The following is a 23,798-nucleotide window of genomic DNA, read 5'->3' as shown; positions in this document are numbered from 1 at the left end:
GGCCCGCGATCGCAATCGCGCACAGGGTGCGCTCCTACAAGCAAGGTGAAAGGGCATGAAGCTGTGTGGATTCGAGGTTGGACTGGACCAGCCGCTGTTCCTGATCGCCGGTCCCTGCGTGATCGAGTCCGAACAGCTGCAGGTGGACACGGCCGGCACCTTGAAGGAAATCACCAGCAGGCTCGGGGTGAATTTCATCTTCAAGTCGAGCTTCGACAAGGCCAACCGCTCCTCCGGTGAAAGCTTCCGTGGCCCGGGACTGGAGGAGGGACTGCGCATCCTCGGCGAAGTGAAGCGCCAGATCGGCGTGCCGGTACTCACCGACGTGCACGAATACACGCCGATGGACGAGGTCGCGGCGGTGGTCGACGTACTGCAGACGCCGGCGTTCCTGTGTCGCCAGACCGATTTCATCCAAAAGGTGGCGCGCGCCGGCAAGCCGGTGAACATCAAGAAGGGCCAGTTCCTCGCTCCCTGGGACATGAAGCATGTAGTGGCCAAGGCCCGCGCCGTGGGCAACGACGACATCATGGTGTGCGAGCGCGGCGCCAGCTTCGGCTACAACAACCTGGTCTCGGACATGCGCTCGCTGAGCGTGATGCGCGAGACCGATTGCCCGGTGGTGTTCGATGCCACCCACTCGGTGCAGTTGCCGGGCGGGCAGGGTGCCAGCTCCGGTGGCCAGCGCGAGTTTGTGCCGGTGCTGGCACGCGCCGCGGTGGCCGTGGGTGTGGCCGGGCTGTTTGCCGAGACACATCCTGATCCGTCCAGGGCGCTCAGCGACGGCCCCAACGCGTGGCCGCTGGACAAGATGGAAGCGCTGCTTGAAACCCTGATGGAGCTGGATGCCGTGACCAAGCGCCGTGGCTTCCTCGAACAGGACCAGTAACCTGCACGGCGCGCACCTGATGCGCCGTTGCAACGAGAGATACAGCAGTACCTCACCTCGTATGGGACCGATATGACGACCAACATCACACGCATCCACGCCCGTGAAATCCTTGATTCGCGCGGCAATCCCACGCTGGAAGCCGAAGTCACCCTGGCCGACGGAAGTTTCGGTCGCGCGGCGGTGCCCAGCGGCGCCTCTACCGGATCGCGCGAGGCGGTCGAGCTGCGCGATGGCGACAAGTCCCGCTACGGCGGGAAGGGCGTGAAGAACGCGGTGGCCAACGTCAACGGCGGCATTGCCGAGGCGCTGAAAGGCTTCGACGCGGCTGACCAGAAGGGCCTGGACGCGAAGCTGATTGCGCTGGACGGCTCGTCGAACAAGGGCAAGCTGGGTGCCAATGCCTTGCTCGGTGTATCGATGGCGGCCGCGCACGCCGTTGCCGCTTCACGCGATGAGCCGCTGTGGAAATACCTGTCGCACGGCAAGCCGGGCGCGCTGCCGGTGCCGATGATGAACATCATCAACGGTGGCGAGCATGCGGACAATAATATCGACGTGCAGGAATTCATGGTGCTGCCGGTTGGCCTGCCCACGTTTTCCGAAGCGTTGCGCGCCGGCGCGGAAATATTCCATGCGCTGAAGAGTGTGCTGAAGGGCCGTGGCTTGAGCACCTCGGTGGGCGACGAGGGTGGTTTCGCGCCGAACCTGCGCTCCAATATCGAAGCACTCGACACCATACTCGAGGCGATCCACAAGACCGGCTACAAGATCGGGCACGACATCCTGCTCGGCTTGGATGCGGCCAGCTCGGAGTTTTATCGCGACGGCAAGTACGATCTGGCCGGCGAGGGCAAAAAGTACAGTTCGGCCGAATTCGTCGACCTGCTGGCGGGCTGGGCGAAGCAGTACCCGATCGTCACCATCGAAGACGGCATGGCCGAAGGCGACTGGGACGGCTGGAAGCTGCTCACCGATGCGATCGGCGACCGCGTGCAGGTGGTCGGCGACGATCTGTTCGTCACCAACCCGGCGATTTTCCGCGAAGGCATCCAGAAGAAGATCGCCAATTCGATCCTGATCAAGGTGAACCAGATCGGCACGCTGTCCGAAACACTGGAGGCGATTGCGATGGCCGATGCGGCGAAGTATTCGGCGGTGATTTCGCACCGCTCCGGCGAAACCGAGGACACCACCATCGCGGATATTGCGGTCGCCACGACCGCCACCCAGATCAAGACCGGCTCACTGTGCCGCAGCGATCGGGTGGCCAAGTACAACCAGTTGCTGCGTATCGAGGAGCAGCTGGGCAGTGCTGCCCGCTATGCTGGTCGCGACGCGTTCCCCAACCTGACCCGTTTGCCCGTTTGAGCGGGACCATTGACTGCCCATGCTGCGTTGGCTTGCCCTGCTCTTGCTCCTGCTGCTGATCGGCTTGCAACTGAAGCTGTGGACAGGCAATGGCAGCATGCGCGAGGTGGACAGTCTGCGCGTGGCGGTGAAGAAGCAGTCGCAGGAGAACGACACGCTGCAGAAACGAAATCAGGCGCTGGCCGCCGACGTGCATGATCTCAAGCACGGCGATCAGGCGGTCGAGGCACGTGCACGTACCGAATTGGGGCTGATCAAGCCGGGCGAGGTGTTTTATCAGGTCGTTGATCCACCGGCCCGCCCGGCCAGTGCCGCCACGCCTGCAGCGTCGACCGGATCGCCATGACGGCGCCCGCGCTGTGGTGCGTGGTGCCGGCGGCGGGACGCGGCACGCGGGTCGGCGGCGATCGTCCGAAGCAGTATCAACTGCTGGCGGGGCGACCGTTGATCGAGCACACGCTGGCGCGCCTGGCCGCGCACTCTCGGATTGCCGGCTTGCTGGTCACTGTGGCGGCGGCGGATGCGTACTGGACAGGGTTGGAAACGCTGCACGACAAACCGGTGCTTGCCGTGGTCGGTGGCGCGGAACGCAGCGATTCGGTGCTTGCCGGGCTGGAGGCCTTGCCCGCAACGGTGGGCCCGGATGACTTCGTGCTGGTCCACGATGCAGCGCGCCCTTGCGTGCGCGATGCCGATATCGGCAGGCTGATCGAGCTTGCCGCGGCGGTCGATGGCGGTCTGCTCGGAGCGCCGCTCCGGGATACGCTCAAACATGCCGATGCGGCAGATCGGGTGGAACGGACTGAACCCCGTGAGCGCCGCTGGCGCGCGTTCACGCCGCAGATGTTCAGGCGTGGCCAGCTGTCGGCGGCGCTGCGCGAGGCCGCCCGGGACGGCGTGAATGTCAGCGACGAAGCGATGGCGATGGAGCGCGCCGGTTTCATGCCCTTGCTGGTCGAGGGTGCCGAGGACAATATCAAGGTGACCACGCCGGCGGATTTCGCGCTGGCCGAATTCCTTCTCACGAGAACCGCATGATGCGCATAGGCACCGGATTCGATGTACATGCCTTTGGCGACGGCGACCATGTCGTCGTCGGCGGCGTGCGTGTGCCGCATCGCCGGGGGGTGCTGGCGCATTCCGACGGCGATGTGGTGATTCACGCGCTGTGCGATGCAATCTTCGGGGCGCTGGCGCTCGGTGACATCGGCCAGCATTTCCCACCCTCTGATCCACGCTGGCGCGATGCCGACAGTCGACAGTTCCTGCGCCACGCGGCGTCGCTGGCCGCGCAGCACGGTTACGCGCTGGGCAATGCGGACGTCACGGTGATCGCCGAGGCGCCCAGGATCGGTCCGCACGCGCAAGCCATGCGGGAAATCCTGGCTGCCGATCTGGGTTGTGAAGTCGATCGCATCAGCGTCAAGGCCACCACGACCGAGCAGTTGGGCTTCTGTGGTCGCGCCGAAGGCATCGCCGCCCAGGCCTGCGTGTTGCTGGAGCGGGTGTGAACGAGACCGAGGCCAGGCGCACCACCCATCGGTTGCACGACCAGCTGGAAGCTGTCGTCGAACTGCTGCGCCGTCCTGACGACGAGGCCTTGTCGGCCACGGCGCAGGCAAAGTTGTGCGAGCAGCTCGACGAACTGCATCCGGCCGACATCGCCTTCATACTGGAATCGTTGCCGCTGGATGACCGCCTGGCGATCTGGCAGCTGGTCAGGGCAGATCGGGACGGCGAGATCCTGCTGGAAGTCTCCGACGCGGTGCGCGATTCGCTGATCGCGGACATGGATCGCCACGAGATTCTGGCCGCCGTCGAGCCGCTGGACGCCGACGAACTGGCCGACCTGGTCGAAGATCTGCCCACGGCGATGCTGCCCGAGCTGATGGCGAGCCTCGATTCGCAGCAACGCGAACAGGTGCAATCGGCGCTGTCCTATGAGGAGGATGAGCTCGGCGCGCTGATGGACTTCGAGATGGTCACCATCCGCGAGGACGTGAGCCTGGAAGTGGTCCTGCGCTACCTGCGCCGATGGGACGAGCTGCCGCCGCAGACAGACAAGCTGTTCGTGATCAACCAGGACAACCTGCTCACCGGGGTACTGCCGCTGCACTGGTTGCTGGTGAACTCGCCCGACAAGATGGTCAGCGAAGTGATGGCGCCGGACGTCAACACGTTCCACCCCACCGACGATGCCTACGAAGTGGCGCAGGCGTTCGAACGCTACGACCTCGTGACCGCGCCCGTGGTCGACTATCGGGGCCATCTGATCGGCCGCATCACCATTGATGCGATGGTCGACGTGATCCGGGAAGAAAGCGAGAGCGAGGCGCTCGGCCGCGTCGGCCTGCGCGAGGAAGAGGACATCTTTGCCTCCGTATGGGCTTCGCTGCGCAATCGCTGGATGTGGCTGGCGATCAACCTGATGACTGCCTTCATCGCCTCGCGCGTGATCAGCTTGTTCGAAGGTTCGATCGAGCGCCTGGTGGCACTGGCTGCGCTGATGCCGATCGTGGCCGGTATCGGTGGCAACTCGGGCAACCAGACCATCACCATGATCGTGCGCGCGATGGCGCTCAATCAGATCAGCCCTGACAGTGCCAAGCGACTGTGGCGCAAGGAACTGACCGTCTCGCTGCTGAATGGCGTTGTGTGGGGCGGTGTCATCGGCATCGTGGCGTGGCTCCTGTATGACAGCGCCTCGCTCGGCATGGTGATGACAGCGGCGATGACGCTGAACCTCCTGTTGGCGGCGTTTGCCGGTGTCGGCATCCCGATGCTGATGACCCGCTTCGGCCGCGACCCGGCGCTGGGTTCCAGCGTGCTGATCACGGCCATGACCGACAGTGGCGGGTTCTTCATCTTTCTCGGACTGGCTTCGATCTTCCTGATGTAGCGGGATACCGTTCTGGGTGGCGCGCCACGCGCAGACTGCGACTCATCCGTTGTTACGATAGGCGCCTGTTTTTCTCATCGTCACTGGATATCCATGTCCGAGCTCCCTCACGCCTGCGGCACGCCGTCCCTGACGGCACGCATGCGCGCCATCCCTGAAGATTTCCGGGTCGAGGAAATTCTTGGCTACGACGCCGATGGTGCGGGCGAGCATCTGTTGCTGTGGGTGGAGAAGCGCGGGGCGAATACCGACTGGGTGGCCCGCGAGCTTGCCAAATTTGCGGGGGTGCCGCAGGTCGCGGTCGGTTTTGCGGGCATGAAGGACCGCCAGGCGGTCACCCGTCAGACCTTTTCGGTACAACTGGCGGGTAAACCCGATCCGGACTGGTCGACTTTTCCGCATCGGGAGGTCAGCGTGCTGGCAGCCACCCGACATTCGCGCAAGCTCAAGCGCGGCGCCTTGCGTGGCAATCGCTTCGTGCTGGTGCTGCGCGAGGTCGAAGGCGATCGGGCGCAAGCCGAGCAGGTGTTGCAGCAGATCGCCACGCGTGGCGTGCCGAACTACTTCGGCGAACAGCGCTTTGGTCGCGAGGGTGGCAACGTGGCCCAGGCGCGGGCGATGTTCGAGGGACGCCGCGTCGACCGGAGCAAGCGTTCGTTGCTGTTGTCTGCGGCGCGTTCGCAAATCTTCAACGACGTGTTGGCGGCACGGGTCGAACGCGGTTGCTGGGACACGCCGCTGGAAGGGGAGGTCTGGTGCCTGGCCGGCTCGCGTTCGTGGTTCGGCCCCGAATCGTTCAACGACGCCTTGGCCGATCGCCTGGCGCGTGGTGACATCCACCCGTCCGGTCCGCTGTGGGGACGGGGTGAACCGCCGACCAAGGCAGATGCCGGCGCCCTCGAGCGCGAGATCGGTGCGACGCACGGCGACCTGACAGCCGGGCTGGCGGACGCGCGGATGGATCAGGATCGCCGCGCCTTGCGCCTGCTGCCAGAGCGCTTGCGTTGGCGCTGGCTGGGTGATGGTGCGCTTGAACTGTCGTTCGAACTGCCGGCCGGCGCGTATGCCACGGTGGTCGTGCGTGAGCTGGCCGCCATGATGTAGGAGAGCGCCCTGTGCGCGACTGCAGGTGCGGTCACGCCCTCAGCAACACCACGACCGCGCCTGTGCCCCCCAGCGCCGGTTGCGCCGAGGCGAAGGCAACGATGTCGTCGCGTCGACGCAGCATGCGGTCGGTGAGTCCCTTCAAGACCGGCCCGGCCGCCTTCGAGCGCAGGCCCTTGCCATGGATGATCCGCACGCAGCGAATGCCGGCACGTCGGGCTTCGGCCAGGAAGTCGATGATGCTGGCCTGTGCCGCTGCCGCATTCATCTGATGCAGGTCGAGATCGTCCTGGATGCTGAACTGACCGCGCTTGAGCTGGCGCAACAGCTTCGGTGGATAGCCATCGCGCAGGAAACTGAGTTCCTCGCCCACTTCGAGCAGAGCCGGATCAAAGACCATGTCCAGCAATTCGCCTGGCACGGCTGCTTCATCTGCATCGCGCATATGCGGATGCGGCACCGGTTTGGCGGCTGCCGGCGGCGGTGCCACGGCGGCGAATCGCTGGACCTCGCCGATCGCCTCACGGAACAGGCGGCGGTCGTCGTCGCTGATCATGGTGCGGGTGCGATGCTTCATGGCCCCATCCTAGCCAGAAGTCGGCGTCTCGTGGGATGAATCGAAGTGAAACAGTGGGCACGCTACGGTAGACTTGCAGCCATCATGCAGTTGCCACGATCAGGTCGTGTGGCGCAGGCAGGCAGTTTTCGACGGAGCATCATGCGAGTTCTGGTCAGCAACGACGATGGCGTGGATGCGCCAGGCATCCGCGTGTTGGCAGAGCGCCTCCGCGCCGTGGGTGAGGTCACCGTGGTGGCGCCGGACCGTGATCGCTCCGGGGCGAGCAATTCGCTGACTCTGGATGCGCCGATCAGGGTGCTGCCGATGGGCGACGGCTATTTTCGCGTTGCCGGCACGCCGACCGACTGCGTACATCTGGCCTTGGCCGGCCTGCTCGACGAAGAGCCGGACATGGTGGTTTCAGGCATCAACAACTCCGCCAATCTCGGTGATGACGTGATCTATTCCGGCACGGTGTCGGCGGCGATGGAGGGGCGCTTCCTCGGTCTGCCGGCGATCGCCGTGTCCCTGGTCAGCCGGGATCACAAGGGCGAGCACTACGATTCGGCGGCCCAGGCGGTGCTGCTGCTGATGCAGCGGCTGCTGGTCGATCCGTTGCCGGCCGACACCATCCTCAATGTGAACGTGCCGGATCGCCCCTGGGCCGATATCCAGGGGTTCGAGGTCACCCGGCTGGGGCGGCGGCACCGCTCCGGGCCATGCATCGCGCAGACCGATCCGCGCGGGCGGCCCATCTGGTGGATTGGTCCGGCCGGCGAGGTCGATGACGCCGGCCCGGGTACGGATTTCAACGCGGTGCGCCGCGGGTTTGTCTCGGTCACTCCCATCCACGTCGACTTGACGCGGTTCCAGGCGCTGGAGAAGGTGAGCAGCTGGATGCAGACATTGAGCGACGGCATGAGCCGGGCCAGCACCAGCGACGACGAGGCAGCCTGACCAATGAACACTTATCCTTTGCCACCGGCCGCCCTCAAGGGCGAGGGCATGACCTCCCAACGCGCACGCGACCGACTTGCAGCCGTGCTGCAGGAGGCAGGCATCCGCGATTCGCGCGTGATCGAGGTCATTCGCAACCTGCCGCGCCATCATTTCATCGATCAGGCCCTGCATTCGCGTGCGTACGAGAACGATGCATTGCCGATCGGCCATGGCCAGACCATCTCGCAGCCCTGGGTCGTGGCGCGCATGACCGAATCCATGCTCGAGCATTTCGAAGGCCAGCGGGAGATGCCGCGCAAGGTACTGGAGATCGGCACGGGCTCGGGTTACCAGGCCGCCGTGCTGGCGGCGCTGGTCGGTGAGGTTTACACGGTCGAGCGGATCGAAGCCCTGCTGCGCCAGGCGCGTCGCCGGTTCCGTCAGCTTGGGCTGACCAATCTGCGTTCGCGCCATGACGACGGCAAGCTGGGCTGGCCCGACGAGGCGCCGTTCGACGCGATCATCCTTACCGCGGCCGGCGACACCATTCCCAGCCGTATCCTCGATCAGCTCAGCCCCGGCGGCGTGCTGGTGGCGCCGGTGGGTTCGCCCAGCCGGCAGAACCTGATCCGCATGCGCGGCGATGGCCGGGGGGACTTCGCACTGGAAGAACTCGGTCCGGTCAGTTTCGTTCCCCTGCTTGGCGGTATTGGTTGATGCGCCTGTTCGGAACACTTTATGCGCGCGCACTGGTCTGGGCCCGCGCACCGCATGCCGTGTACTACTTGTGCGGGCTGAGTTTCGTCGAGGCATTCATCTTTCCGATCATGCCGGAGGTGATGCTTGCGCCGATGATGCTGGGCAAGCGCGCCAAGGCTTTCTTCTACGCCAACATCTCGCTGCTGTTTTCCCTGCTGGGCGCGCTGGTCGGTTACGCCTTGGGACACTGGGCGTACGAGGGGCTGAAGCCGCTGCTGAGCGTGCACATGCAGCAGGTCATCACGGTCTGGGTAGACACGTTGCGGGCAGACATGAACCAGCATTGGCTGGCCATGCTCGGTGCCTTGACGCTGGCGGCGCTGCAGCCGGTGATACCGATGAAGCTGGTGACCTGGGCTGCCGGCATCGTTGGCGTGCCGCTGCTGCCGTTTCTGGCCTGCATGGCGATCGGGCGGGGCAAGCGCGTCTGGCTGCTGGCGTTGCTGATTCGCCTGTTCGGCGAGCGCGCCGAGCGCATGTTGCACAAGCATATCGAATGGATCGGCTGGGTCGCGCTGGCGGTGCTGGCGTTGCTGCTGGCGTGGTGGCTGTGGTCGCGCTGAACATCCGGGCGAAGGGAGCGTGAGCATGAAAAAGACCAGCCGTCTGGTTATGCTCAGGCGCATGAATGGATCGTTTCGCTGGTTGTCCCTGCTTCTTGTATCGGTATGGCTCGCCGCCTGCGGCACCATGCGCAGTTCGGTGGTGGTTGAGCCTGCCGGCGGCGTGGCGGCCCGTGGTCAGGCGCACCCGATTCAGCAGGCGCGAACGCCGATCCCGGGCGGCAGCTATGTCGTGCTGAAGGGCGACACGCTTTACTCGATCGCCTTTCGCAAGGGCGTGGATTTTCGCGATCTTGCACACTGGAACGGTATCGCCGCGCCCTACACGATCTGGCCGGGTCAGCGTCTGACCTTGTCGCCAACCACGTCGGTGGCGACTGCGCCCAACACCGCGTCCCCATCTCATTCCGCGGTTCCTGCGGCGCCGGTATTCGAGCCCGTGGGCAAAGCCCCATCCGCATCGGCGGCGACCCCATCGGCCCAGGTGCCGGCGGCTCCTGTCGCATCCGCCGTGCCAGCGTCGCATCCGGTTGCGCCGGTCCCGGTCGAGTCGGTACCTGTGGCTGGTGTCTCCGCTGCCCCGCCACCGCCCGCTGCACCCGTTTCCAAACCGGCATCCGCAGGCCCTGCGCGCGCTGTGGGTGGGGTGAGTTGGAGCTGGCCGGTCGAGGGCAAGCTGATCAGCCGGTTCAACAGCAGCGATGCCATCCCCGGCATCGAGATCGCCGGGAACTCAGGCGATCCGGTCCGTGCGGCTGCCGATGGCGTGGTGGTGTACAGCGGCAATGGTCTGGTCGGCTACGGTGAGCTGGTGATCATCAAGCACAACGACAGCTTCCTGTCGGCCTATGGGCACAATCGCAAACGCCTGGTCAAGGAAGGGCAGCAGGTGAAGGCGGGGCAGCAGATCGCCGAGATGGGATCCACCGGCGCTACCCGCAACGAGCTGGAATTCCAGATCCGGAAGAACGGCAATCCGGTCGATCCGTTGAGCTACCTGCCGCCGCGCTGATCAGGATACGAGCGCTTTGCTGGATGGTGGTGATCAGGACGCTGCGAGGATGAACCCGGCAACCACGTGGCGATCTTCACTGGCCAGCAGGTTGTAGGTGCGCGCGGCGGCGGCATTGTCCATGACTTCGATGCCGATTCCCTGGCGCAGGAAGCCCGCCATGAAGGCGGCCGCGGGGAACACCTGGCGTTGGCCGGTGCCCAGGATCACCACTTCCGGTTTCAACGCGAGCAGGGCGTCGACGTGGTTGGCGTCCAGCGTGGTCGCCGCCTCGACGGGCCAGTGTTCGGTGATATGGGTCGGGGTGAGCAGGAAGCTGTCGTCGACCACGCGGTCGACCAGCGTGATGCTGCCCGGGGCGACGCGGCGTACGAACAGGTAGCCTTCGGGGAGATCGAGTGACAGGTCCATCCGGACGTCCTACCGCGGCAACGCGATCTTGGGCTCGTTGGCGTTGCGCCTGAACAACACCGCGACATGGCCGATCTGGTGGACTTGTTGCGCCTGGGTGCCCGCGGTAAGCACGGCGATCTGGGCCTGTCGACCGTCCTTGTCGCCGCCGGAAAGCTTCACTTTCACGAGTTCGTGGATGTCCAGCGCCTGGTTCAGCTCTTTCACGACGGCTTCAGTGGCGCCTTTGTTGCCGAGCAGCACCACCGGACTCAGGTCATGGGCGAGGCTGCGCAGGTAACGGATCTGCGAGGGAGTGAGGGGCATCTGACGGGGCTCGGTTCACGATCGATTGACTGCACAGGGTATCATGTAGCGATCCCGTCCCTTCGATTCATTCCAACGACATGGCACGCAGCAAGAGCAGCGCCGTCTGGCTGCGCGAACATTTCAAAGACGAATTCGTCAAGAAGGCCCAGGCCGAGGGCCTGCGTTCGCGTGCCGTTTACAAGCTGGAAGAGCTGATCGAGCGGGACCGGCTGCTGAAGCCCGGCATCAACGTGGTGGACCTGGGTGCAGCGCCGGGCAGCTGGTCGCAACTGGTACGCAACCGGCTGGGCGACAGCGGCAAGGTGTTTGCCCTGGATATCCTGCCGATGCAAAGCATCGCCGGCGTGGATTTCCTGCAGGGCGACTTCCGCGAGGAGTCCGTCCTGCGCGAGCTGGAGGCCCGGCTCGAAGGATGCCGGCTGGATCTTGTACTGTGCGATCTGGCCCCCAATATGAGTGGTGTGGCGCTGGCCGACCAGATCCGTGCGATGGCGTTGGCCGAGCTGGCGCTGGATTTCAGTCGGCAGTGGCTCAAGCCCGGCGGCTCCTTCTTGATCAAGTTGTTCCAGGGAGTCGGTTTTGACGATTATTTGCGCAGCTTGCGTGCAGACTTCAGTCGCGTGACCATGCGTAAACCCAAAGCCTCGCGCGCCCGTTCGCGCGAGGTGTATGCACTGGCGACCGGGCGCAAGCCCGGCGCGGTGCCACCGGCGAGAACCGTGCATGAATGAAACAGCGAAAAATGTGTTGCTCTGGGTGATCATTGCGGTGGTCCTGTTCACCGTGTTCGAGAGCTTCAATCCGCGGGACGGAGCTTCCTCCAACCTGCCCTACAGCGCGTTCGTGCAGAACGTGGAGAGCGGCAACGTCTCCAGCGCCAAGATCGGTGCCGATCAGCCCGCCACCATCAGCGGCAAGCTGAAGGATGGCAGTGCGTTTCGCACGGTCGTCCCCATGCTCGGCTATTCCACCAATGCGGTGGTCAAGGAAATGCAGAGCAAGGGCGTGGAAGTGCGCCAGGATCCTTCGGAAGGATTCTCATTGATCGGTTTGCTGATCAGCTGGCTGCCGGTATTGTTGATCGTGGGTGTTTTCATCTGGTTCATGCGCCAGATGCAGTCGGGCGGTGGTGGTCGTGGCGCGATGAGCTTCGGTCGGTCGCGCGCCAAGCTGCAGGGCGAAGACCAGATCAAGGTCAATTTCAGCGATGTGGCCGGTTGCGACGAGGCCAAGGAGGAGGTCGGCGAACTGGTCGAGTTCCTGCGTGACCCGTCCAAGTTCCAGAAGCTCGGCGGAAAGATTCCCCGCGGTGTGCTGATGGTCGGCCCGCCCGGCACCGGCAAGACCCTGCTGGCGAAGGCCATTGCGGGCGAAGCCAAGGTGCCGTTCTTTTCGATTTCCGGCTCGGATTTCGTGGAAATGTTCGTCGGTGTCGGTGCCAGCCGCGTGCGCGACATGTTCGAGCAGGCCAAGAAACACGCGCCGTGCATCATCTTCATCGACGAAATCGACGCGGTGGGTCGCCATCGCGGCGCCGGCCTGGGCGGTGGCCATGACGAGCGCGAGCAGACCCTGAACCAGTTGCTGGTCGAGATGGACGGCTTCGAGGGTACCGAAGGCGTCATCGTGATCGCCGCGACGAACCGTCCCGACGTGCTTGATCCGGCCCTGCTGCGCCCGGGCCGCTTCGACCGCCAGGTCGTCGTCGGCCTGCCCGATGTGCGCGGTCGCGAGCAGATCCTCAAGGTGCACATGCGCAAGGTGCCGATCTCCAGCGACGTCAATGCAATGACGATTGCGCGTGGCACACCGGGCTTCTCGGGTGCCGATCTGGCGAACTTGGTCAACGAGGCGGCATTGTTCGCGGCGCGCGAGAACGCCCGCGAGGTCCGCATGATTCACCTGGACAAAGCCCGCGACAAGATCCTGATGGGCAGCGAGCGTCGCTCGATGGCGATGAGCGAGGACGAGAAGAAGCTCACCGCCTACCACGAGGCAGGTCACGCCATCGTGGGCCGGCTCGTTCCCGAGCACGACCCGGTGTACAAGGTCACGATCATTCCGCGCGGTCGTGCGCTGGGCGTCACCATGTATCTGCCCGAGGGCGACAAATACAGCATCAACCGGGTGGCGATCGAGTCGCAGTTGTGCTCGCTGTATGGCGGTCGCGTTGCCGAGGAACTGATCTTCGGTGCGGACAAGGTCACCACCGGTGCCTCCAACGACATCGAGCGCGCCACCAAGATGGCTCGCAACATGGCGACCAAGTGGGGGCTGTCCGAGGAACTCGGTCCGATCACGTATGGGGAAGACGAGGACGAGGTGTTTCTCGGCCGTTCGGTGACCCAGCACAAGAGCATTTCGAACGAAACCGCCAGCAAGATCGACGAAGTGGTACGCGGCATCCTCGATCGGGCCTACGCCCGAAGCCGCGAACTGCTGACCGAGAATCTCGACAAGCTGCACACCATGGCCGAACTGCTGTTGCAGTACGAGACGATCGACGCGCACCAGATCGACGACATCATGGCTGGACGCGAACCGGGGCCGCCGGCGGACTGGAACAGGGATGCTCCAACTGGCTCGACGCCACCACCCCCGCCGCCCAAGGGCGGGGCAGGTGCACCGGTAGGCAAGGTCGGCGAACCGGCTGCTCAGAGTCGCGCGGGCCTGGACGATTGATGGATTTGGACGGCCATACCAGTTCCTTGGCCGGGTAGCGCAGGGCAAGCGAAAAGGGGCAGCCACGGCTGCCCCTTTCGTCTGATGGAGCAGGCAGGGCTCGATCCCGTCGGTACGATGTTGCAGGTTTCGATGAACAAATTTCACGAAAAGGGTTGACGCCTGCGCGCAGAGTCTGAATAATTCCGCTTCTTGCTTCAGCGCGGCGATGCCAAGGCATCAACGCATGGAGTGAGAGTTTTTTTTCAGTGCGCCCGTAGCTCAGTTGGATAGAGTACCTGGCTACGAACTAGGTGGTCGGGAGTTCGAATCTCTCCGGGCGCACCATTTTTATTCAATGAGGCGGGGTGCATGCACCCCGTTTCGTTTTCATCGAGACGGATGCTTCGTGACGATGGAAACAGTGGGTTCAGGTGGCATGGTGTGCTTCGACACGGATTGACTGAGCGAGGCGTCACCCGTAACATTTGAAGGCTTCGGTGGCGGAAGTGATCGAGGATTCGAAAGCGGGGTATAGCTCAGTCTGGTAGAGCGTTGCGTTTGGGACGCAAAAGTCGGGGGTTCGAATCCCTCTGCCCCGACCAGCAACACGTTCTGCCGGTAATGACTGCGCCTGTAGCTCAACCGGATAGAGCATCGGCCTTCTAAGCCGAGGGTTGCAGGTTCGATTCCTGTCGGGCGCGCCAGTATCAAACGATGGTGGATGTAGCTCAGCTGGTTAGAGTCCCGGATTGTGATTCCGGTTGTCGTGGGTTCGAATCCCATCATCCACCCCAGTTTCACCCCGGTTTTTCGGGTACATCCCAGTTCATGGGCCGTTAGCTCAGTTGGTAGAGCAGTTGACTCTTAATCAATTGGTCGAAGGTTCGAATCCTTCACGGCCCACCAACAGGCAAAACGCCGACCGCCAGACCAGCGGTCGGCGTTTTGCTTTGCGGCCTTTGAATCGGTCACGGCGCTTGTGCTTGAAGGCCTGGCAATCGTAAAATGGTCTGCTTTCGTACAAGGGAATCATTGACTTGGACGATGCCGCGAGTGGGGTGTGAGTGGTGATCCTCAGTATGGTCCGAGGGGTGCCCGCTACCAGGCTTCTGGCACGTCGGGTCGTGGCGACAACGCGAGAGTGGCGGAATTGGTAGACGCACCAGTTTTAGGTACTGGCGGTTAACCCCGTGGGGGTTCGAGTCCCCCCTTTCGCACCATGTTCGCCCGGGTTCCTCAATTTGGCAGGCGGCAATCCCGCCATGGCGCCTGTGGCAGGGCCACAACATCAAGCAGTACCAGGAGACGTCATGCAGGTTTCGGTTGAGAATGTCGGTTCGCTGGAGCGCAAGCTCACGGTGAAGTTCCCCGCGGAGCGGTTCGAGACGCAGGTCAGCGCGCGGATCGCGGAGATGGGCCGCACCGTGCGTTTGAAGGGTTTCCGTCCGGGGAAGGTGCCGGCGACGGTGATCAAGCAGCGCTTCGGCGAGCAGGTTCGTGGCGAGGTGTTGTCCGACCTGATCGGCAGCACGTTGCGCGAGGCGGTGGAGCAGGAAAAGCTGCAGCCGATCGCGAATCCGGCCATCAACACCACCGGCAAGCCCGAGAACGGCGAGATCGCCTATACCGCGACGTTCGAGATCATGCCGGAGCTGCCCGAAGTCGACGTGTCCGCGCTGGAGATCAATCGTGTCGTTGCCGAGGTGACTGACGGCGATATAGACCGGATGCTGGAGACGCTGCGCATGCAGCGGCGCAGTTTCGACGAAGTGGAGCGGGCATCGATCGAAGGCGACTTCGTGATGTTCGAGTACTCGGCGACGGCGGGTGATTATCGTTTCCCGGCCGAGGGGCTGGAGCGCGCCGGCAGCGTGCTGGGTTCGGGCACGCTGTTTGCGGCGCTTGACGAGGCTCTGACGGGCCATGTCGCCGGCGACACGTTCGATGCCGAGATCGCCTTTCCGCAGGACTTCCGCAACGAGCAACTGGCCGGCAAGACCGCCAGTGTCAGCTTCCACGTGATCAAGGTGCAGGAGCCGAAGCTGCCCGAGATCGACGGCGAGTTTGCCAAGCTGTTCGGGATCGAGGACGGTGATCTGGAGACCTTCCGCAAGGAAGTCCGGGCCAATCTGGAGCGCGAGCTCAAGGCGGCGCTGATGGCTCGCTTGAAGTCCGAAGTGGCCGAGAAGCTTGCCGAGACGCACGGTCAGCTGGATGTGCCGAAGATGATGGTGCAATCCGAAGCGCGCAGCCTGGCGGCCGGCAGCGTCCCGCAGGGTCAGCAGCCTCCGCAGCAGTTGATCGACTCCGCTATCCCGATTGCCCGCAAGCGCGTCATCGCCGGCCTGCTGATGGGCGAGATCGCGCGCAAGCAGGAGCTCAAGATCGACAGGAAGCGCATTGCCGAGCAGTTGGCTGCGATAGCTTCGACCTACGAAGAGCCCGAGAAGGTCATTGAACTCTACAATGGCGACCCCCAGTTGATGTCAGGGCTGCAGAATCGCGTGATGGAAGACCAGGTGGCCGAATGGGTGGCCGAGCATGCCAAGACCACCCGACAGGACCTGAGCTTCGACGACGTGATGCGTCCCGCCAACGCCTGACCAATGCCAGGCCACTCCATCCTTGAAGGCGCGAGCATGACCATGGACCCCATCACGAATCTCAACCTGGTACCGATGGTCGTCGAGCAGACGGCTCGCGGCGAGCGTTCCTACGACATCTACTCGCGCCTGCTGAAGGAGCGCGTGATCTTCCTGGTCGGCGAAGTCAACGACCAGGTCGCGAACCTGATCGTGGCGCAGATGCTGTTCCTGGAGTCGGAAAACCCGGACAAGGACATCAACTTCTACATCAACAGCCCCGGCGGCGCAGTGACGGCCGGGCTTGCGATCTACGACACCATGCAGTTCATCAAGCCGGCGGTCAGCACCATGTGCATCGGCCAGGCCTGCAGCATGGGCTCGTTCCTGTTGATGGCCGGTGCCGCAGGCAAGCGTTTCGCCTTGCCGAACTCACGCATCATGATCCATCAGCCATCCGGTGGTGCGCAGGGACAGGCGACCGATATCGAGATCCAGGCGCGCGAAATCCTTTACATCCGCGAGCGGTTGAACAAGCTCTACGTGCAGCACACCGGCCAGCCGCTGGAAAAGATCGAGTTGGACATGGAGCGGGACCGCTTCATGAACGCGCAGGACGCAAAGACCTACGGTCTGATCGACGAAGTACTCGACAAGCGCGCCGTCGATACGGTCAAGTCGGCCTGATTCACCGGTTTCACCCCAAGTTCGCGAGATGGGCTCTGCGTCTGCAGGCAGACGCGGGGCCCTGTGGTATTCTCGCGGCGCATCCAGATTGACCAGCGGGATCGAGAGTATGAGCGACGACCGGCAGGGGCGTTCCAGCGACAGCGGCAAGATTCTCTATTGCTCGTTCTGTGGCAAGAGCCAGCACGAAGTACGCAAGCTGATCGCGGGTCCATCCGTGTTCATCTGCGACGAGTGCGTGGAGCTGTGCAACGACATCATCCGTGAGGAGCTGGAGGAGAAGGCCGCCTCCGGCCGTACCCATTTGCCCAAACCTCGCGAGATCCGCGAGTCGCTGGATCAATATGTGGTGGGTCAGACTCGCGCCAAGAAAGCGCTGGCCGTGGCGGTCTACAACCATTACAAGCGCATCGAGTCGCGCCAGAAGAGCGACGACATCGAGCTGGGCAAGTCGAACATCCTGCTGATCGGTCCCACCGGTTCGGGCAAGACCCTTCTGGCCGAAACCCTTGCACGCCTGCTGAATGTGCCGTTCACCATCGCCGACGCCACCACGCTCACCGAGGCGGGTTACGTGGGCGAGGATGTCGAGAACATCATCCAGAAGCTGCTGCAGAAGTGCGACTACGACGTGGACCGGGCGCAATCGGGCATCGTTTATATCGATGAGATCGACAAGATCTCGCGCAAGAGCGAAAACCCGTCGATCACGCGGGATGTTTCCGGTGAAGGCGTGCAGCAGGCACTTCTGAAACTGATCGAAGGCACGCTGGCGTCGGTGCCGCCGCAAGGTGGGCGCAAGCACCCGCAGCAGGAATTCCTGCAGGTCGACACCAAGAATATCCTGTTCATTTGCGGCGGTGCGTTTGCCGGCCTTGAAAAGGTCATTCAGCAGCGTTCCGAAAACACCGGTATCGGTTTCGGGGCGGAGGTGCGCAGCAAGGAGCGCACCCAGAATCTGGGCAAGGTACTGGCCGACGTGGAACCGGACGATCTGGTGCGTTTTGGCCTCATCCCCGAGTTTGTAGGGCGGCTGCCGGTGGTGGCAACGCTGGACGAGTTGGACGAGACGGCGTTGGTGAAAATCCTCACCGAGCCGAAGAACGCCGTCACCAAACAGTTCAAGAAGCTGTTCGAGATGGAGGAAGTCGAGCTGGAATTCCGCCCGGAGGCGTTGCTGGCGATCGCGAAGAAGGCGCTCAAGCGCAAGACCGGCGCTCGTGGTTTGCGCACGATTCTGGAGCAGGTCCTGCTCGACACGATGTACGAGCTGCCCTCGCTGGAGCACGTCAGCAAGGTCGTGGTGGACGATGCGGTGATCGAGGGCCAGGCCGAGCCCTATCTGATCTATCGCGGCAACATGCAGCAGCGCGTGGCAGGCGAGGGTGGCGACGCCGCCGCCTGATCCATCGCGCGCCTTTGATCCGTGCGGCTCCGGTGAAATCACCGGAGCCGCTCTGTTTTGTGCGGCCCGCACACCTTGAGCCGCCAGCCCTTCGCCTCCACTTGACGTGTAGAGAGGCCCGGTGCAGTGTCGGGACAAAGCCAGGTTCGATTACGAGGAATTGATCTTTCATGCCCCAGCAAGCCCCCCTTCCCGTTGCGCTGGACGCCCTGCCGGTATTGCCGTTGCGCGATGTGGTGGTCTATCCGCACATGGTTATTCCTCTGTTCGTCGGCCGTGACAAGTCGATGCGCGCGCTGGAGCGCGCCATGGACGGCGAGCGGCAGATCCTTCTCGTGGCCCAGAAAAGCCCGGATATCGATGATCCGGAGATTTCGGATCTGCATGAGGTGGGTACGTTGGCCGGCGTGCTGCAGCTGCTGAAATTGCCCGATGGCACGGTCAAGGTGCTGGTCGAAGGACAATCGCGGGTGGCAATCGAGGATTTCAAGGAATCCGACGGCATGCTGACGGCACGATCGCGCCTGATTGAGCCGGCCTACAACGCCAAGGAGCGCGAGCTGGATGTGGTGTCGCGCACCTTGATCTCGCTGTTCGAGCAGCTGGTCAAGCAGAGCCGCAAGTTGCCGCCGGAGGTGCTGGCCAGCTTGTCGGGCATCGACGATCCTTCGCGCGTCGCGGACTCCATCGCGGCCCATCTTTCCGTGCGCATGGCCGACAAACAGAAGGTGCTGGAGACGGCCGATGTCGGCAAGCGGCTGGAGCTGTTGATCGGTTTGGTGGATGGCGAGATGGACCTGCAACAGGTCGAGAAGCGCATCCGTGGCCGGGTCAAGTCGCAGATGGAAAAGAGTCAGCGCGAGTATTACCTGAACGAGCAGATGAAGGCGATCCAGAAGGAGCTCGGCGACGGCGAGGATGGCCCGAACGAGATCGAGGAGCTGCAGAAGAAGATCGACGCCGCCGGCATGCCCAAGGCGGTGCTTGGCAAGGCGCGCCAGGAGTTCAACAAGCTCAAGCAGATGTCGCCGATGTCCGCCGAGGCTACCGTTGTCCGCAACTACCTCGACTGGCTGGTTGGCGTGCCCTGGAAGAAGCGCAGCAAGGTGCGCAAGGACCTGCAGATGGCGCAGGAAGTGCTCGACGCCGATCATTTCGGCCTGGAGAAGGTCAAGGAGCGCATCCTCGAGTACCTCGCCGTGCAGCAGCGCGTGTCGGTCATGAAGGGCCCGATCCTCTGCCTGGTCGGTCCCCCGGGCGTGGGCAAGACCTCGCTGGGACAATCGATTGCCAAGGCGACCAATCGCAAATTCGTGCGGATGAGCCTCGGTGGCGTGCGCGACGAGGCCGAGATTCGCGGGCATCGACGCACCTACATCGGGTCGATGCCCGGTCGTATCGTGCAGAACCTCAGCAAGGCTGCTGCCAGGAATCCGCTGTTCATGCTGGACGAGATCGACAAGATGTCGATGGATTTCCGCGGTGATCCTTCGTCGGCGCTGCTTGAAGTGCTCGATCCGGAACAGAACCACGCGTTCAACGATCACTATCTGGAAGTCGACCTGGACCTGTCCGAAGTGATGTGGATCGCGACGGCCAACTCGCTGAATATCCCCGGTCCGTTGCTGGACCGCATGGAGGTCATCCGCATTCCCGGCTACACCGAGGACGAAAAGCTCGGGATCGCCCAGAAGTACCTGTTGCCGAAACAGCTGAAGGCGAACGGCTTGAAGCCCGAGGAACTCAGCATTGCCGAAGATGCGCTGCGCGACATCGTGCGCTACTACACGCGCGAATCGGGCGTGCGAAATCTCGAGCGCGAAATTTCCAAGATCTGTCGCAAGGTGGTCAAGGAGTTGACCCTCGGCCAGGTGAAGAAGGCCAAGGCCAGGGCGTCGTCCGCGAAGGCTGCTGCCTCGAAGTCCTCCAGGAGCAGCACGAAGTCGGGACCGGACAGCGTCAAGGTCAAGTCAGCCAACCTTGACCAGTACCTCGGCGTGCGCCGCTTCGATTTCGGCCGCAAGGAACTGCAGAACGAAATCGGCTTGGTCACCGGACTGGCGTGGACCCAGGTCGGCGGTGAACTGCTCAGCATCGAAGGTTCGGTCGTACCCGGCAAGGGTCGCCTGGTGCACACCGGCCAGCTCGGTGACGTGATGAAGGAGTCGATCCAGGCGGCGCTTTCCGTGGTGCGCGCCCGCGCGGATCGGCTTGGCATCGATCCGGACTTCCACCAGAAGCTGGACGTGCACATCCACGTACCCGAGGGCGCCACGCCGAAGGACGGCCCGAGCGCAGGCATCGCCATGTGTACGGCGCTGGTGTCGGTGTTGACCAAGGTGCCGGTACGATCCGAAGTGGCGATGACCGGTGAGATCACCCTGCGCGGTCGCGTGCTGCCGATTGGCGGCTTGAAGGAAAAGCTGCTGGCGGCACACCGGGGCGGAATCACCACCATCGTCATCCCGGATGACAACAAGAAGGATCTGGTCGATATGCCGAAGAACATCACCTCGTCGCTGGACATCCATCCGGTGCGCTGGATCGACGAGGTGCTCGATATCGCCCTGGAACGACCATTGCAGCCGAGGTCCGCTGAAGAACCTCCTGCGGCCGGGATTCCGGAAAAGTCGGCAAAGGGTCCTTCCCTGACGCACTGATTGCCACGGTCAGGTCTGGCTGGTCGCGCCGCCTCGCGTGCGCGATCAGCCGGCATTCCGAGTTTTTCGCCGCTGGTCGGCGAAGTTGTCCAGTGGTCTTTCGGCACAGGTTCTGCTAGCAAGTTTGTGGGTCGCCAATCTGGCGAAAACGTTGCTGTGACTTGTGTTGCGGATTGCGGCAAGGCACTGGTATAAAGGCGTTGCCGCAGCCCCTGCATTGCCTGACAGCGCAGCGATGCGGAGTTGCGTTACGGTCCTGGCGACAGCCAACCATCCATGCCTGCGATGACCACCTCCGGGACCGGTCACGCGGGCGAAATCCGAACATGGGAGCTTCTCAATGAACAAAACCGATCTGATCAATGCCATTGCCGAGAAGGCCGAGCTGACCAAGGCTGATGCCGGGCGTGCGCTGGAAGCGTATCTGGAGGCCGTGCAGAAGTCGCTGAAGAAGGGCGAGGATGTCTCGGTGGTGGGCTTCGGTACGTTCACGGTGCGCAAGCGTGCTGCCCGTACCGGTCGCAACCCGCGTACCAATGAAACGATCAAGATCAAGGCCTCGAAAGTGCCTGCGTTCAAGGCTGGCAAGAGCCTGAAGGATGCCCTAAACTAAGCGGCTTGCGCTTGGTTTCGGGGTGCTTAGCTCAGCGGTAGAGCGTCGCCCTTACAAGGCGGTGGTCGTAGGTTCGATCCCTACAGCACCCACCAAATAGTGCGGAGTGGTAGTTCAGTTGGTTAGAATGCTGGCCTGTCACGCCGGAGGTCGCGGGTTCGAGTCCCGTCCACTCCGCCACATTTCGCAAGGGCGCCCGCGTGGCGCCCTTGTCATTTGAGTCATGCGTGCCCGGTGCTGCCCCAGGCGATCGGACATGCATTGGCGAGGCATTCCGGTGCCTCGCATGCATCATGCGCTTCACGCGCTTTCAACCACGTTGCGGGAAGATTTCAATGCTGCAGGCAATGCGTAACAAAATGCACGGATGGCCATCCATCATCGTGCTTGGCCTCGCCGTCATCGCGATGTCTCTGTTCGGCATGGAGAGTTATTTCAGGTCCACCAGTGATACGTATGTGGCGAAGGTCGGCAAGCGCGAGATCAGCCAGAATGCGTTTCAGGATCGCATGAACCAGTTGCGGCAGCAGGCCAGCGCCCAGCAGGGTGAGCACTTCGATGCGAAGATTTTCGAACAACCTGAAACCAAGATGCGCGTGCTGGATTCCATGATCGACCAGCAATTGCTGCTGCAGGCGAACGAAGACTGGGGCATGCGAGTGTCCAGTCAGGCACTGCGCGACACCATTGCGGGAATCCCCGCGTTTCAGGTGAACGGCAAGTTCGACGCCAACAGCTATCGTGCGTGGCTGACCAGCAGCGGCAAGACACCTGCGATGTTCGAGGACGAGATCCGCTCCTCGCTGGCCACCCAGTTGTTGCCCGAGGCGATTGCAGACAGCACCATCATCAGCAACGGCAGCGTTGATGCTTTCCTCGGTTTGCTTACGCAGCGTCGCGATCTGCGTTACTTCGTACTGCCCAAGCCGGACGTGTCCGACAAGGAGGTCACGGACGCCGAGATCGAGGCCTGGTACAAGTCGCACCAGGCCCAGTACATGAATCCGGAACAGGTCTCGGTAAAGTACATCGAAGTGGATGGCGCCAAGCTTCAGCCCAAGGCAGCGCCGAGCGACGAAGAGTTGAAGAAGCGCTACGAGGACGAAAAGCAGCGATTCGTGCAGCCAGAGCAGCGCCTGGTTTCGCATATCCTGGTTGACGTGCCGCCCAATGCCACGCCCGAACAGCAGAAGGCGGCGCTGGCGAAGGCTGACAAGATCGCGGCCGAGGCGACGCCCGCCAATTTCGCCAAGCTGGCCGAAAAGGATTCGCAGGATCTGGGCTCGAAGCGGCAGGGCGGCGACCTGGGCTGGCTGGAGAAGGGCGTCACCAATGCAGCGTTCGACTCGGCCATGTTCTCGCTGCAGAAGGGGCAGATTTCCAAGCCGGTGCTGTCGTCCGACGGGTATCACATCATCTGGCTGCGCGATATCCGCAGCGGGGAGTCGAAGCCGTTTGCCGAAGTACGCGATCAGCTGGTCAAGGAGGCGACCTCGGCCCAGCGCGATCGGCAGTACAACGAGCTGGCCGGCAAGATGGCGGACAACACCTATTCCAATCCGAGCTCGCTTGAGCCGGCATCGGTGGCGTTGGATCTGCCCATCAAGACCACGCCGTTGTTCTCGCGCACCAACGGCCAGGGCATCACGGCCAATCCCAAGTTTGTCGCTGCCGCGTTCAGCGATGACGTTCTGGTCCAGGGCAACAACTCCGGCTTGATCGATCTGGGTAACGACCACTCGGCGGTTATCCACGTTGACAAGCATGTGCCTGCCGCGGTCAAGCCGTTGTCAGAGGTCCAGGCCAAGATCAAGGTCAGTATTCTCGAGTCGCGCGTGGCGGCGGCCGCGAAGAAGGAGGCTGACGAGGCGCTGGCGCGGCTGCGCAAGGGCGAGGCCATGGCGGCGGTCGCCAAGTCGCTCGACGCGTCCGTGGTCACCGTACCCGAGGCGGTGCGCGAGCAGTCGCTGCAAGTGCCGGCGCCACTGCTCAAGGAAGCATTCCTGTTGCCACATCCGAAGTCGACTGACAAGCCGGAGTACGCGACAGTGGATATGGGCGACGGCGGCTTTGCGCTGTTGGCCGTGGACAAGGTCCAGGGTGGTGACTTGTCGAAGATTCCCGCGGATCAGCGTGAGGCCCTGAGTCACCAGATGTCCCAGGCCTACGGTTCAGAGGCAACGCGCGAACTCCTGGAGATGCTGCGCGCCAAGACCAAGATCGAGATCAGCAAGGACCGGATGTAGTCGAGTTCTTCGCGCGGTCGGCTGCGAAATGGATAGGTGAGAAAAGGAACGGGGCGGCCATGGGTCGCCCCGTTCCTTTTGGCGAGGGATCGCCGCTTGTCAGTGTAGTTGGAGTGGCCTGACCGA

General features: G+C 63.1%; 22 protein-coding genes and 8 tRNA genes. 27 read left to right on the top strand and 3 right to left on the bottom strand.

Going from position 1 to position 23,798, the window contains the following annotated elements; all coding sequences use genetic code 11:
- The first annotated feature begins 55 nt into the window (after positions 1–55).
- The 7 genes from kdsA to truD all read left to right on the top strand — a co-directional run bounded on the left by kdsA (position 56) and on the right by truD (position 6,263).
- A complete protein-coding gene (gene kdsA, locus AC0L58_RS09290; RefSeq protein ID WP_473682697.1) occupies positions 56–889 on the top strand; it encodes a 3-deoxy-8-phosphooctulonate synthase in 834 nt (277 codons plus the stop codon).
- Positions 890–961: 72 nt separating this feature from the next.
- Positions 962–2,260 carry a phosphopyruvate hydratase gene (eno, locus tag AC0L58_RS09285; protein WP_473682695.1) on the top strand — a complete coding sequence of 433 codons (1,299 nt, stop codon included), beginning with the start codon at positions 962–964 and terminating at the stop codon, positions 2,258–2,260.
- 19 nt (positions 2,261–2,279) lie between these two features.
- On the top strand, positions 2,280–2,606 hold the full coding sequence (gene ftsB, locus AC0L58_RS09280) for a cell division protein FtsB (protein ID WP_473682693.1): 327 nt from the start codon (positions 2,280–2,282) through the stop codon (positions 2,604–2,606).
- Positions 2,603–3,298, top strand: coding sequence for a 2-C-methyl-D-erythritol 4-phosphate cytidylyltransferase (gene ispD / locus AC0L58_RS09275; protein WP_473682691.1), 696 nt, complete (start codon positions 2,603–2,605; stop codon positions 3,296–3,298). The genes ftsB and ispD overlap by 4 nt, the downstream gene beginning before the upstream one ends.
- Positions 3,298–3,771, top strand: coding sequence for a 2-C-methyl-D-erythritol 2,4-cyclodiphosphate synthase (gene ispF, locus AC0L58_RS09270; protein ID WP_473688663.1), 474 nt, complete (start codon positions 3,298–3,300; stop codon positions 3,769–3,771). Before ispD ends, ispF begins: the two co-directional genes overlap by 1 nt.
- Positions 3,768–5,159 (top strand): magnesium transporter, encoded by a 1,392-nt coding sequence (mgtE, locus tag AC0L58_RS09265; protein WP_473682689.1) that lies wholly within the window; start codon positions 3,768–3,770, stop codon positions 5,157–5,159. Before ispF ends, mgtE begins: the two co-directional genes overlap by 4 nt.
- Positions 5,160–5,252: 93 nt before the next feature.
- On the top strand, positions 5,253–6,263 hold the full coding sequence (gene truD, locus AC0L58_RS09260; RefSeq protein ID WP_473682687.1) for a tRNA pseudouridine(13) synthase TruD: 1,011 nt from the start codon (positions 5,253–5,255) through the stop codon (positions 6,261–6,263).
- Between the two features lie 31 nt (positions 6,264–6,294).
- Here truD and AC0L58_RS09255 read toward each other — a convergent pair whose 3' ends face one another.
- Positions 6,295–6,840, bottom strand: a complete 546-nt coding sequence (locus tag AC0L58_RS09255; RefSeq protein WP_473682685.1) for a Smr/MutS family protein — start codon at positions 6,838–6,840, stop codon at positions 6,295–6,297.
- A gap of 141 nt (positions 6,841–6,981) precedes the next feature.
- On the opposite strand from AC0L58_RS09255, the gene surE reads away from it, so the two are divergent.
- Genes surE through AC0L58_RS09235 form a run of 4 tightly spaced genes read left to right on the top strand, consistent with a single transcriptional unit; the run spans position 6,982 to position 10,095 of the window.
- Positions 6,982–7,779: a 5'/3'-nucleotidase SurE gene (surE, locus tag AC0L58_RS09250; RefSeq protein ID WP_473682683.1), complete on the top strand. Its 798-nt coding sequence runs from the start codon at positions 6,982–6,984 to the stop codon at positions 7,777–7,779.
- Between the two features lie 3 nt (positions 7,780–7,782).
- The gene (locus AC0L58_RS09245; RefSeq protein WP_473682681.1) at positions 7,783–8,478 is read left to right on the top strand and encodes a protein-L-isoaspartate(D-aspartate) O-methyltransferase; all 696 of its coding nucleotides are present in this window, start codon (positions 7,783–7,785) and stop codon (positions 8,476–8,478) included.
- A complete protein-coding gene (locus tag AC0L58_RS09240) occupies positions 8,478–9,083 on the top strand; it encodes a YqaA family protein (protein WP_473682679.1) in 606 nt (201 codons plus the stop codon). Before AC0L58_RS09245 ends, AC0L58_RS09240 begins: the two co-directional genes overlap by 1 nt.
- A 49-nt stretch (positions 9,084–9,132) precedes the next feature.
- The gene (locus AC0L58_RS09235; protein ID WP_473688661.1) at positions 9,133–10,095 is read left to right on the top strand and encodes a peptidoglycan DD-metalloendopeptidase family protein; all 963 of its coding nucleotides are present in this window, start codon (positions 9,133–9,135) and stop codon (positions 10,093–10,095) included.
- Positions 10,096–10,128: 33 nt separating this feature from the next.
- Here the strand turns inward: AC0L58_RS09235 and AC0L58_RS09230 are convergent, their stop codons facing one another.
- Both AC0L58_RS09230 and yhbY read right to left on the bottom strand, forming a co-directional pair.
- Positions 10,129–10,506, bottom strand: coding sequence for an Mth938-like domain-containing protein (locus AC0L58_RS09230; protein WP_473682677.1), 378 nt, complete (start codon positions 10,504–10,506; stop codon positions 10,129–10,131).
- A 9-nt stretch (positions 10,507–10,515) separates the two neighbouring features.
- A complete protein-coding gene (gene yhbY, locus AC0L58_RS09225) occupies positions 10,516–10,812 on the bottom strand; it encodes a ribosome assembly RNA-binding protein YhbY (protein ID WP_473682675.1) in 297 nt (98 codons plus the stop codon).
- A gap of 80 nt (positions 10,813–10,892) precedes the next feature.
- On the opposite strand from yhbY, the gene rlmE reads away from it, so the two are divergent.
- From rlmE to AC0L58_RS09145, 16 genes are all read left to right on the top strand, one after another.
- Entirely contained in the window at positions 10,893–11,546 is a 654-nt protein-coding gene (gene rlmE, locus AC0L58_RS09220) for a 23S rRNA (uridine(2552)-2'-O)-methyltransferase RlmE (RefSeq protein WP_473682673.1), read from the top strand.
- A complete protein-coding gene (gene ftsH, locus AC0L58_RS09215; protein ID WP_473682671.1) occupies positions 11,539–13,497 on the top strand; it encodes an ATP-dependent zinc metalloprotease FtsH in 1,959 nt (652 codons plus the stop codon). The genes rlmE and ftsH overlap by 8 nt, the downstream gene beginning before the upstream one ends.
- 250 nt (positions 13,498–13,747) lie before the next feature.
- Positions 13,748–13,824: transfer RNA gene (locus tag AC0L58_RS09210), tRNA-Arg, on the top strand.
- A 180-nt stretch (positions 13,825–14,004) separates the two neighbouring features.
- Positions 14,005–14,081, top strand: a tRNA-Pro gene (locus tag AC0L58_RS09205).
- A 25-nt stretch (positions 14,082–14,106) separates the two neighbouring features.
- Positions 14,107–14,183 (top strand) — tRNA-Arg (locus tag AC0L58_RS09200).
- A gap of 13 nt (positions 14,184–14,196) precedes the next feature.
- Positions 14,197–14,273, top strand: a tRNA-His gene (locus AC0L58_RS09195).
- Between the two features lie 36 nt (positions 14,274–14,309).
- A tRNA-Lys gene (locus AC0L58_RS09190) sits at positions 14,310–14,385 on the top strand.
- 229 nt (positions 14,386–14,614) lie between these two features.
- Positions 14,615–14,699, top strand: a tRNA-Leu gene (locus tag AC0L58_RS09185).
- Between the two features lie 90 nt (positions 14,700–14,789).
- On the top strand, positions 14,790–16,082 hold the full coding sequence (tig, locus tag AC0L58_RS09180; RefSeq protein ID WP_473682669.1) for a trigger factor: 1,293 nt from the start codon (positions 14,790–14,792) through the stop codon (positions 16,080–16,082).
- A 42-nt stretch (positions 16,083–16,124) separates the two neighbouring features.
- Positions 16,125–16,748, top strand: coding sequence for an ATP-dependent Clp endopeptidase proteolytic subunit ClpP (clpP, locus tag AC0L58_RS09175; RefSeq protein ID WP_473688659.1), 624 nt, complete (start codon positions 16,125–16,127; stop codon positions 16,746–16,748).
- A 109-nt stretch (positions 16,749–16,857) separates the two neighbouring features.
- Positions 16,858–18,153: an ATP-dependent Clp protease ATP-binding subunit ClpX gene (gene clpX / locus AC0L58_RS09170; RefSeq protein ID WP_473682667.1), complete on the top strand. Its 1,296-nt coding sequence runs from the start codon at positions 16,858–16,860 to the stop codon at positions 18,151–18,153.
- A 170-nt stretch (positions 18,154–18,323) separates the two neighbouring features.
- Positions 18,324–20,813, top strand: coding sequence for an endopeptidase La (lon, locus tag AC0L58_RS09165; RefSeq protein ID WP_473682665.1), 2,490 nt, complete (start codon positions 18,324–18,326; stop codon positions 20,811–20,813).
- A 340-nt stretch (positions 20,814–21,153) separates the two neighbouring features.
- A complete protein-coding gene (locus AC0L58_RS09160) occupies positions 21,154–21,426 on the top strand; it encodes an HU family DNA-binding protein (RefSeq protein WP_077511405.1) in 273 nt (90 codons plus the stop codon).
- A 20-nt stretch (positions 21,427–21,446) separates the two neighbouring features.
- Positions 21,447–21,521: transfer RNA gene (locus AC0L58_RS09155), tRNA-Val, on the top strand.
- Positions 21,522–21,529: 8 nt separating this feature from the next.
- Positions 21,530–21,606, top strand: a tRNA-Asp gene (locus AC0L58_RS09150).
- Between the two features lie 155 nt (positions 21,607–21,761).
- Complete coding sequence (locus AC0L58_RS09145) at positions 21,762–23,672, top strand: SurA N-terminal domain-containing protein (RefSeq protein WP_473682663.1); 1,911 nt, start codon at positions 21,762–21,764, stop codon at positions 23,670–23,672.
- The last annotated feature ends 126 nt before the right edge of the window (positions 23,673–23,798 follow it).

The organism is Rhodanobacter sp. G2-10 (genome assembly GCF_055809185.1).
This window is presented reverse-complemented; position numbering and strand designations above follow the sequence as displayed.

Excerpts from the sequence above, each read along its gene's own strand:
- kdsA (WP_473682697.1), top strand. The coding sequence starts at position 56 with ATGAAGCTGTGTGGATTCGAGGTTGGACTGGACCAGCCGCTGTTCCTG.
- eno (WP_473682695.1), top strand. The coding sequence starts at position 962 with ATGACGACCAACATCACACGCATCCACGCCCGTGAAATCCTTGATTCG.
- ftsB (WP_473682693.1), top strand. The coding sequence starts at position 2,280 with ATGCTGCGTTGGCTTGCCCTGCTCTTGCTCCTGCTGCTGATCGGCTTG.
- ispD (WP_473682691.1), top strand. The coding sequence starts at position 2,603 with ATGACGGCGCCCGCGCTGTGGTGCGTGGTGCCGGCGGCGGGACGCGGC.
- ispF (WP_473688663.1), top strand. The coding sequence starts at position 3,298 with ATGCGCATAGGCACCGGATTCGATGTACATGCCTTTGGCGACGGCGAC.
- truD (WP_473682687.1), top strand. The coding sequence starts at position 5,253 with ATGTCCGAGCTCCCTCACGCCTGCGGCACGCCGTCCCTGACGGCACGC.
- AC0L58_RS09255 (WP_473682685.1), bottom strand. The coding sequence starts at position 6,840 with ATGAAGCATCGCACCCGCACCATGATCAGCGACGACGACCGCCGCCTG.
- surE (WP_473682683.1), top strand. The coding sequence starts at position 6,982 with ATGCGAGTTCTGGTCAGCAACGACGATGGCGTGGATGCGCCAGGCATC.
- AC0L58_RS09245 (WP_473682681.1), top strand. The coding sequence starts at position 7,783 with ATGAACACTTATCCTTTGCCACCGGCCGCCCTCAAGGGCGAGGGCATG.
- AC0L58_RS09240 (WP_473682679.1), top strand. The coding sequence starts at position 8,478 with ATGCGCCTGTTCGGAACACTTTATGCGCGCGCACTGGTCTGGGCCCGC.
- AC0L58_RS09235 (WP_473688661.1), top strand. The coding sequence starts at position 9,133 with ATGCTCAGGCGCATGAATGGATCGTTTCGCTGGTTGTCCCTGCTTCTT.
- AC0L58_RS09230 (WP_473682677.1), bottom strand. The coding sequence starts at position 10,506 with ATGGACCTGTCACTCGATCTCCCCGAAGGCTACCTGTTCGTACGCCGC.
- yhbY (WP_473682675.1), bottom strand. The coding sequence starts at position 10,812 with ATGCCCCTCACTCCCTCGCAGATCCGTTACCTGCGCAGCCTCGCCCAT.
- rlmE (WP_473682673.1), top strand. The coding sequence starts at position 10,893 with ATGGCACGCAGCAAGAGCAGCGCCGTCTGGCTGCGCGAACATTTCAAA.
- ftsH (WP_473682671.1), top strand. The coding sequence starts at position 11,539 with ATGAATGAAACAGCGAAAAATGTGTTGCTCTGGGTGATCATTGCGGTG.
- tig (WP_473682669.1), top strand. The coding sequence starts at position 14,790 with ATGCAGGTTTCGGTTGAGAATGTCGGTTCGCTGGAGCGCAAGCTCACG.
- clpP (WP_473688659.1), top strand. The coding sequence starts at position 16,125 with ATGGACCCCATCACGAATCTCAACCTGGTACCGATGGTCGTCGAGCAG.
- clpX (WP_473682667.1), top strand. The coding sequence starts at position 16,858 with ATGAGCGACGACCGGCAGGGGCGTTCCAGCGACAGCGGCAAGATTCTC.
- lon (WP_473682665.1), top strand. The coding sequence starts at position 18,324 with ATGCCCCAGCAAGCCCCCCTTCCCGTTGCGCTGGACGCCCTGCCGGTA.
- AC0L58_RS09160 (WP_077511405.1), top strand. The coding sequence starts at position 21,154 with ATGAACAAAACCGATCTGATCAATGCCATTGCCGAGAAGGCCGAGCTG.
- AC0L58_RS09145 (WP_473682663.1), top strand. The coding sequence starts at position 21,762 with ATGCTGCAGGCAATGCGTAACAAAATGCACGGATGGCCATCCATCATC.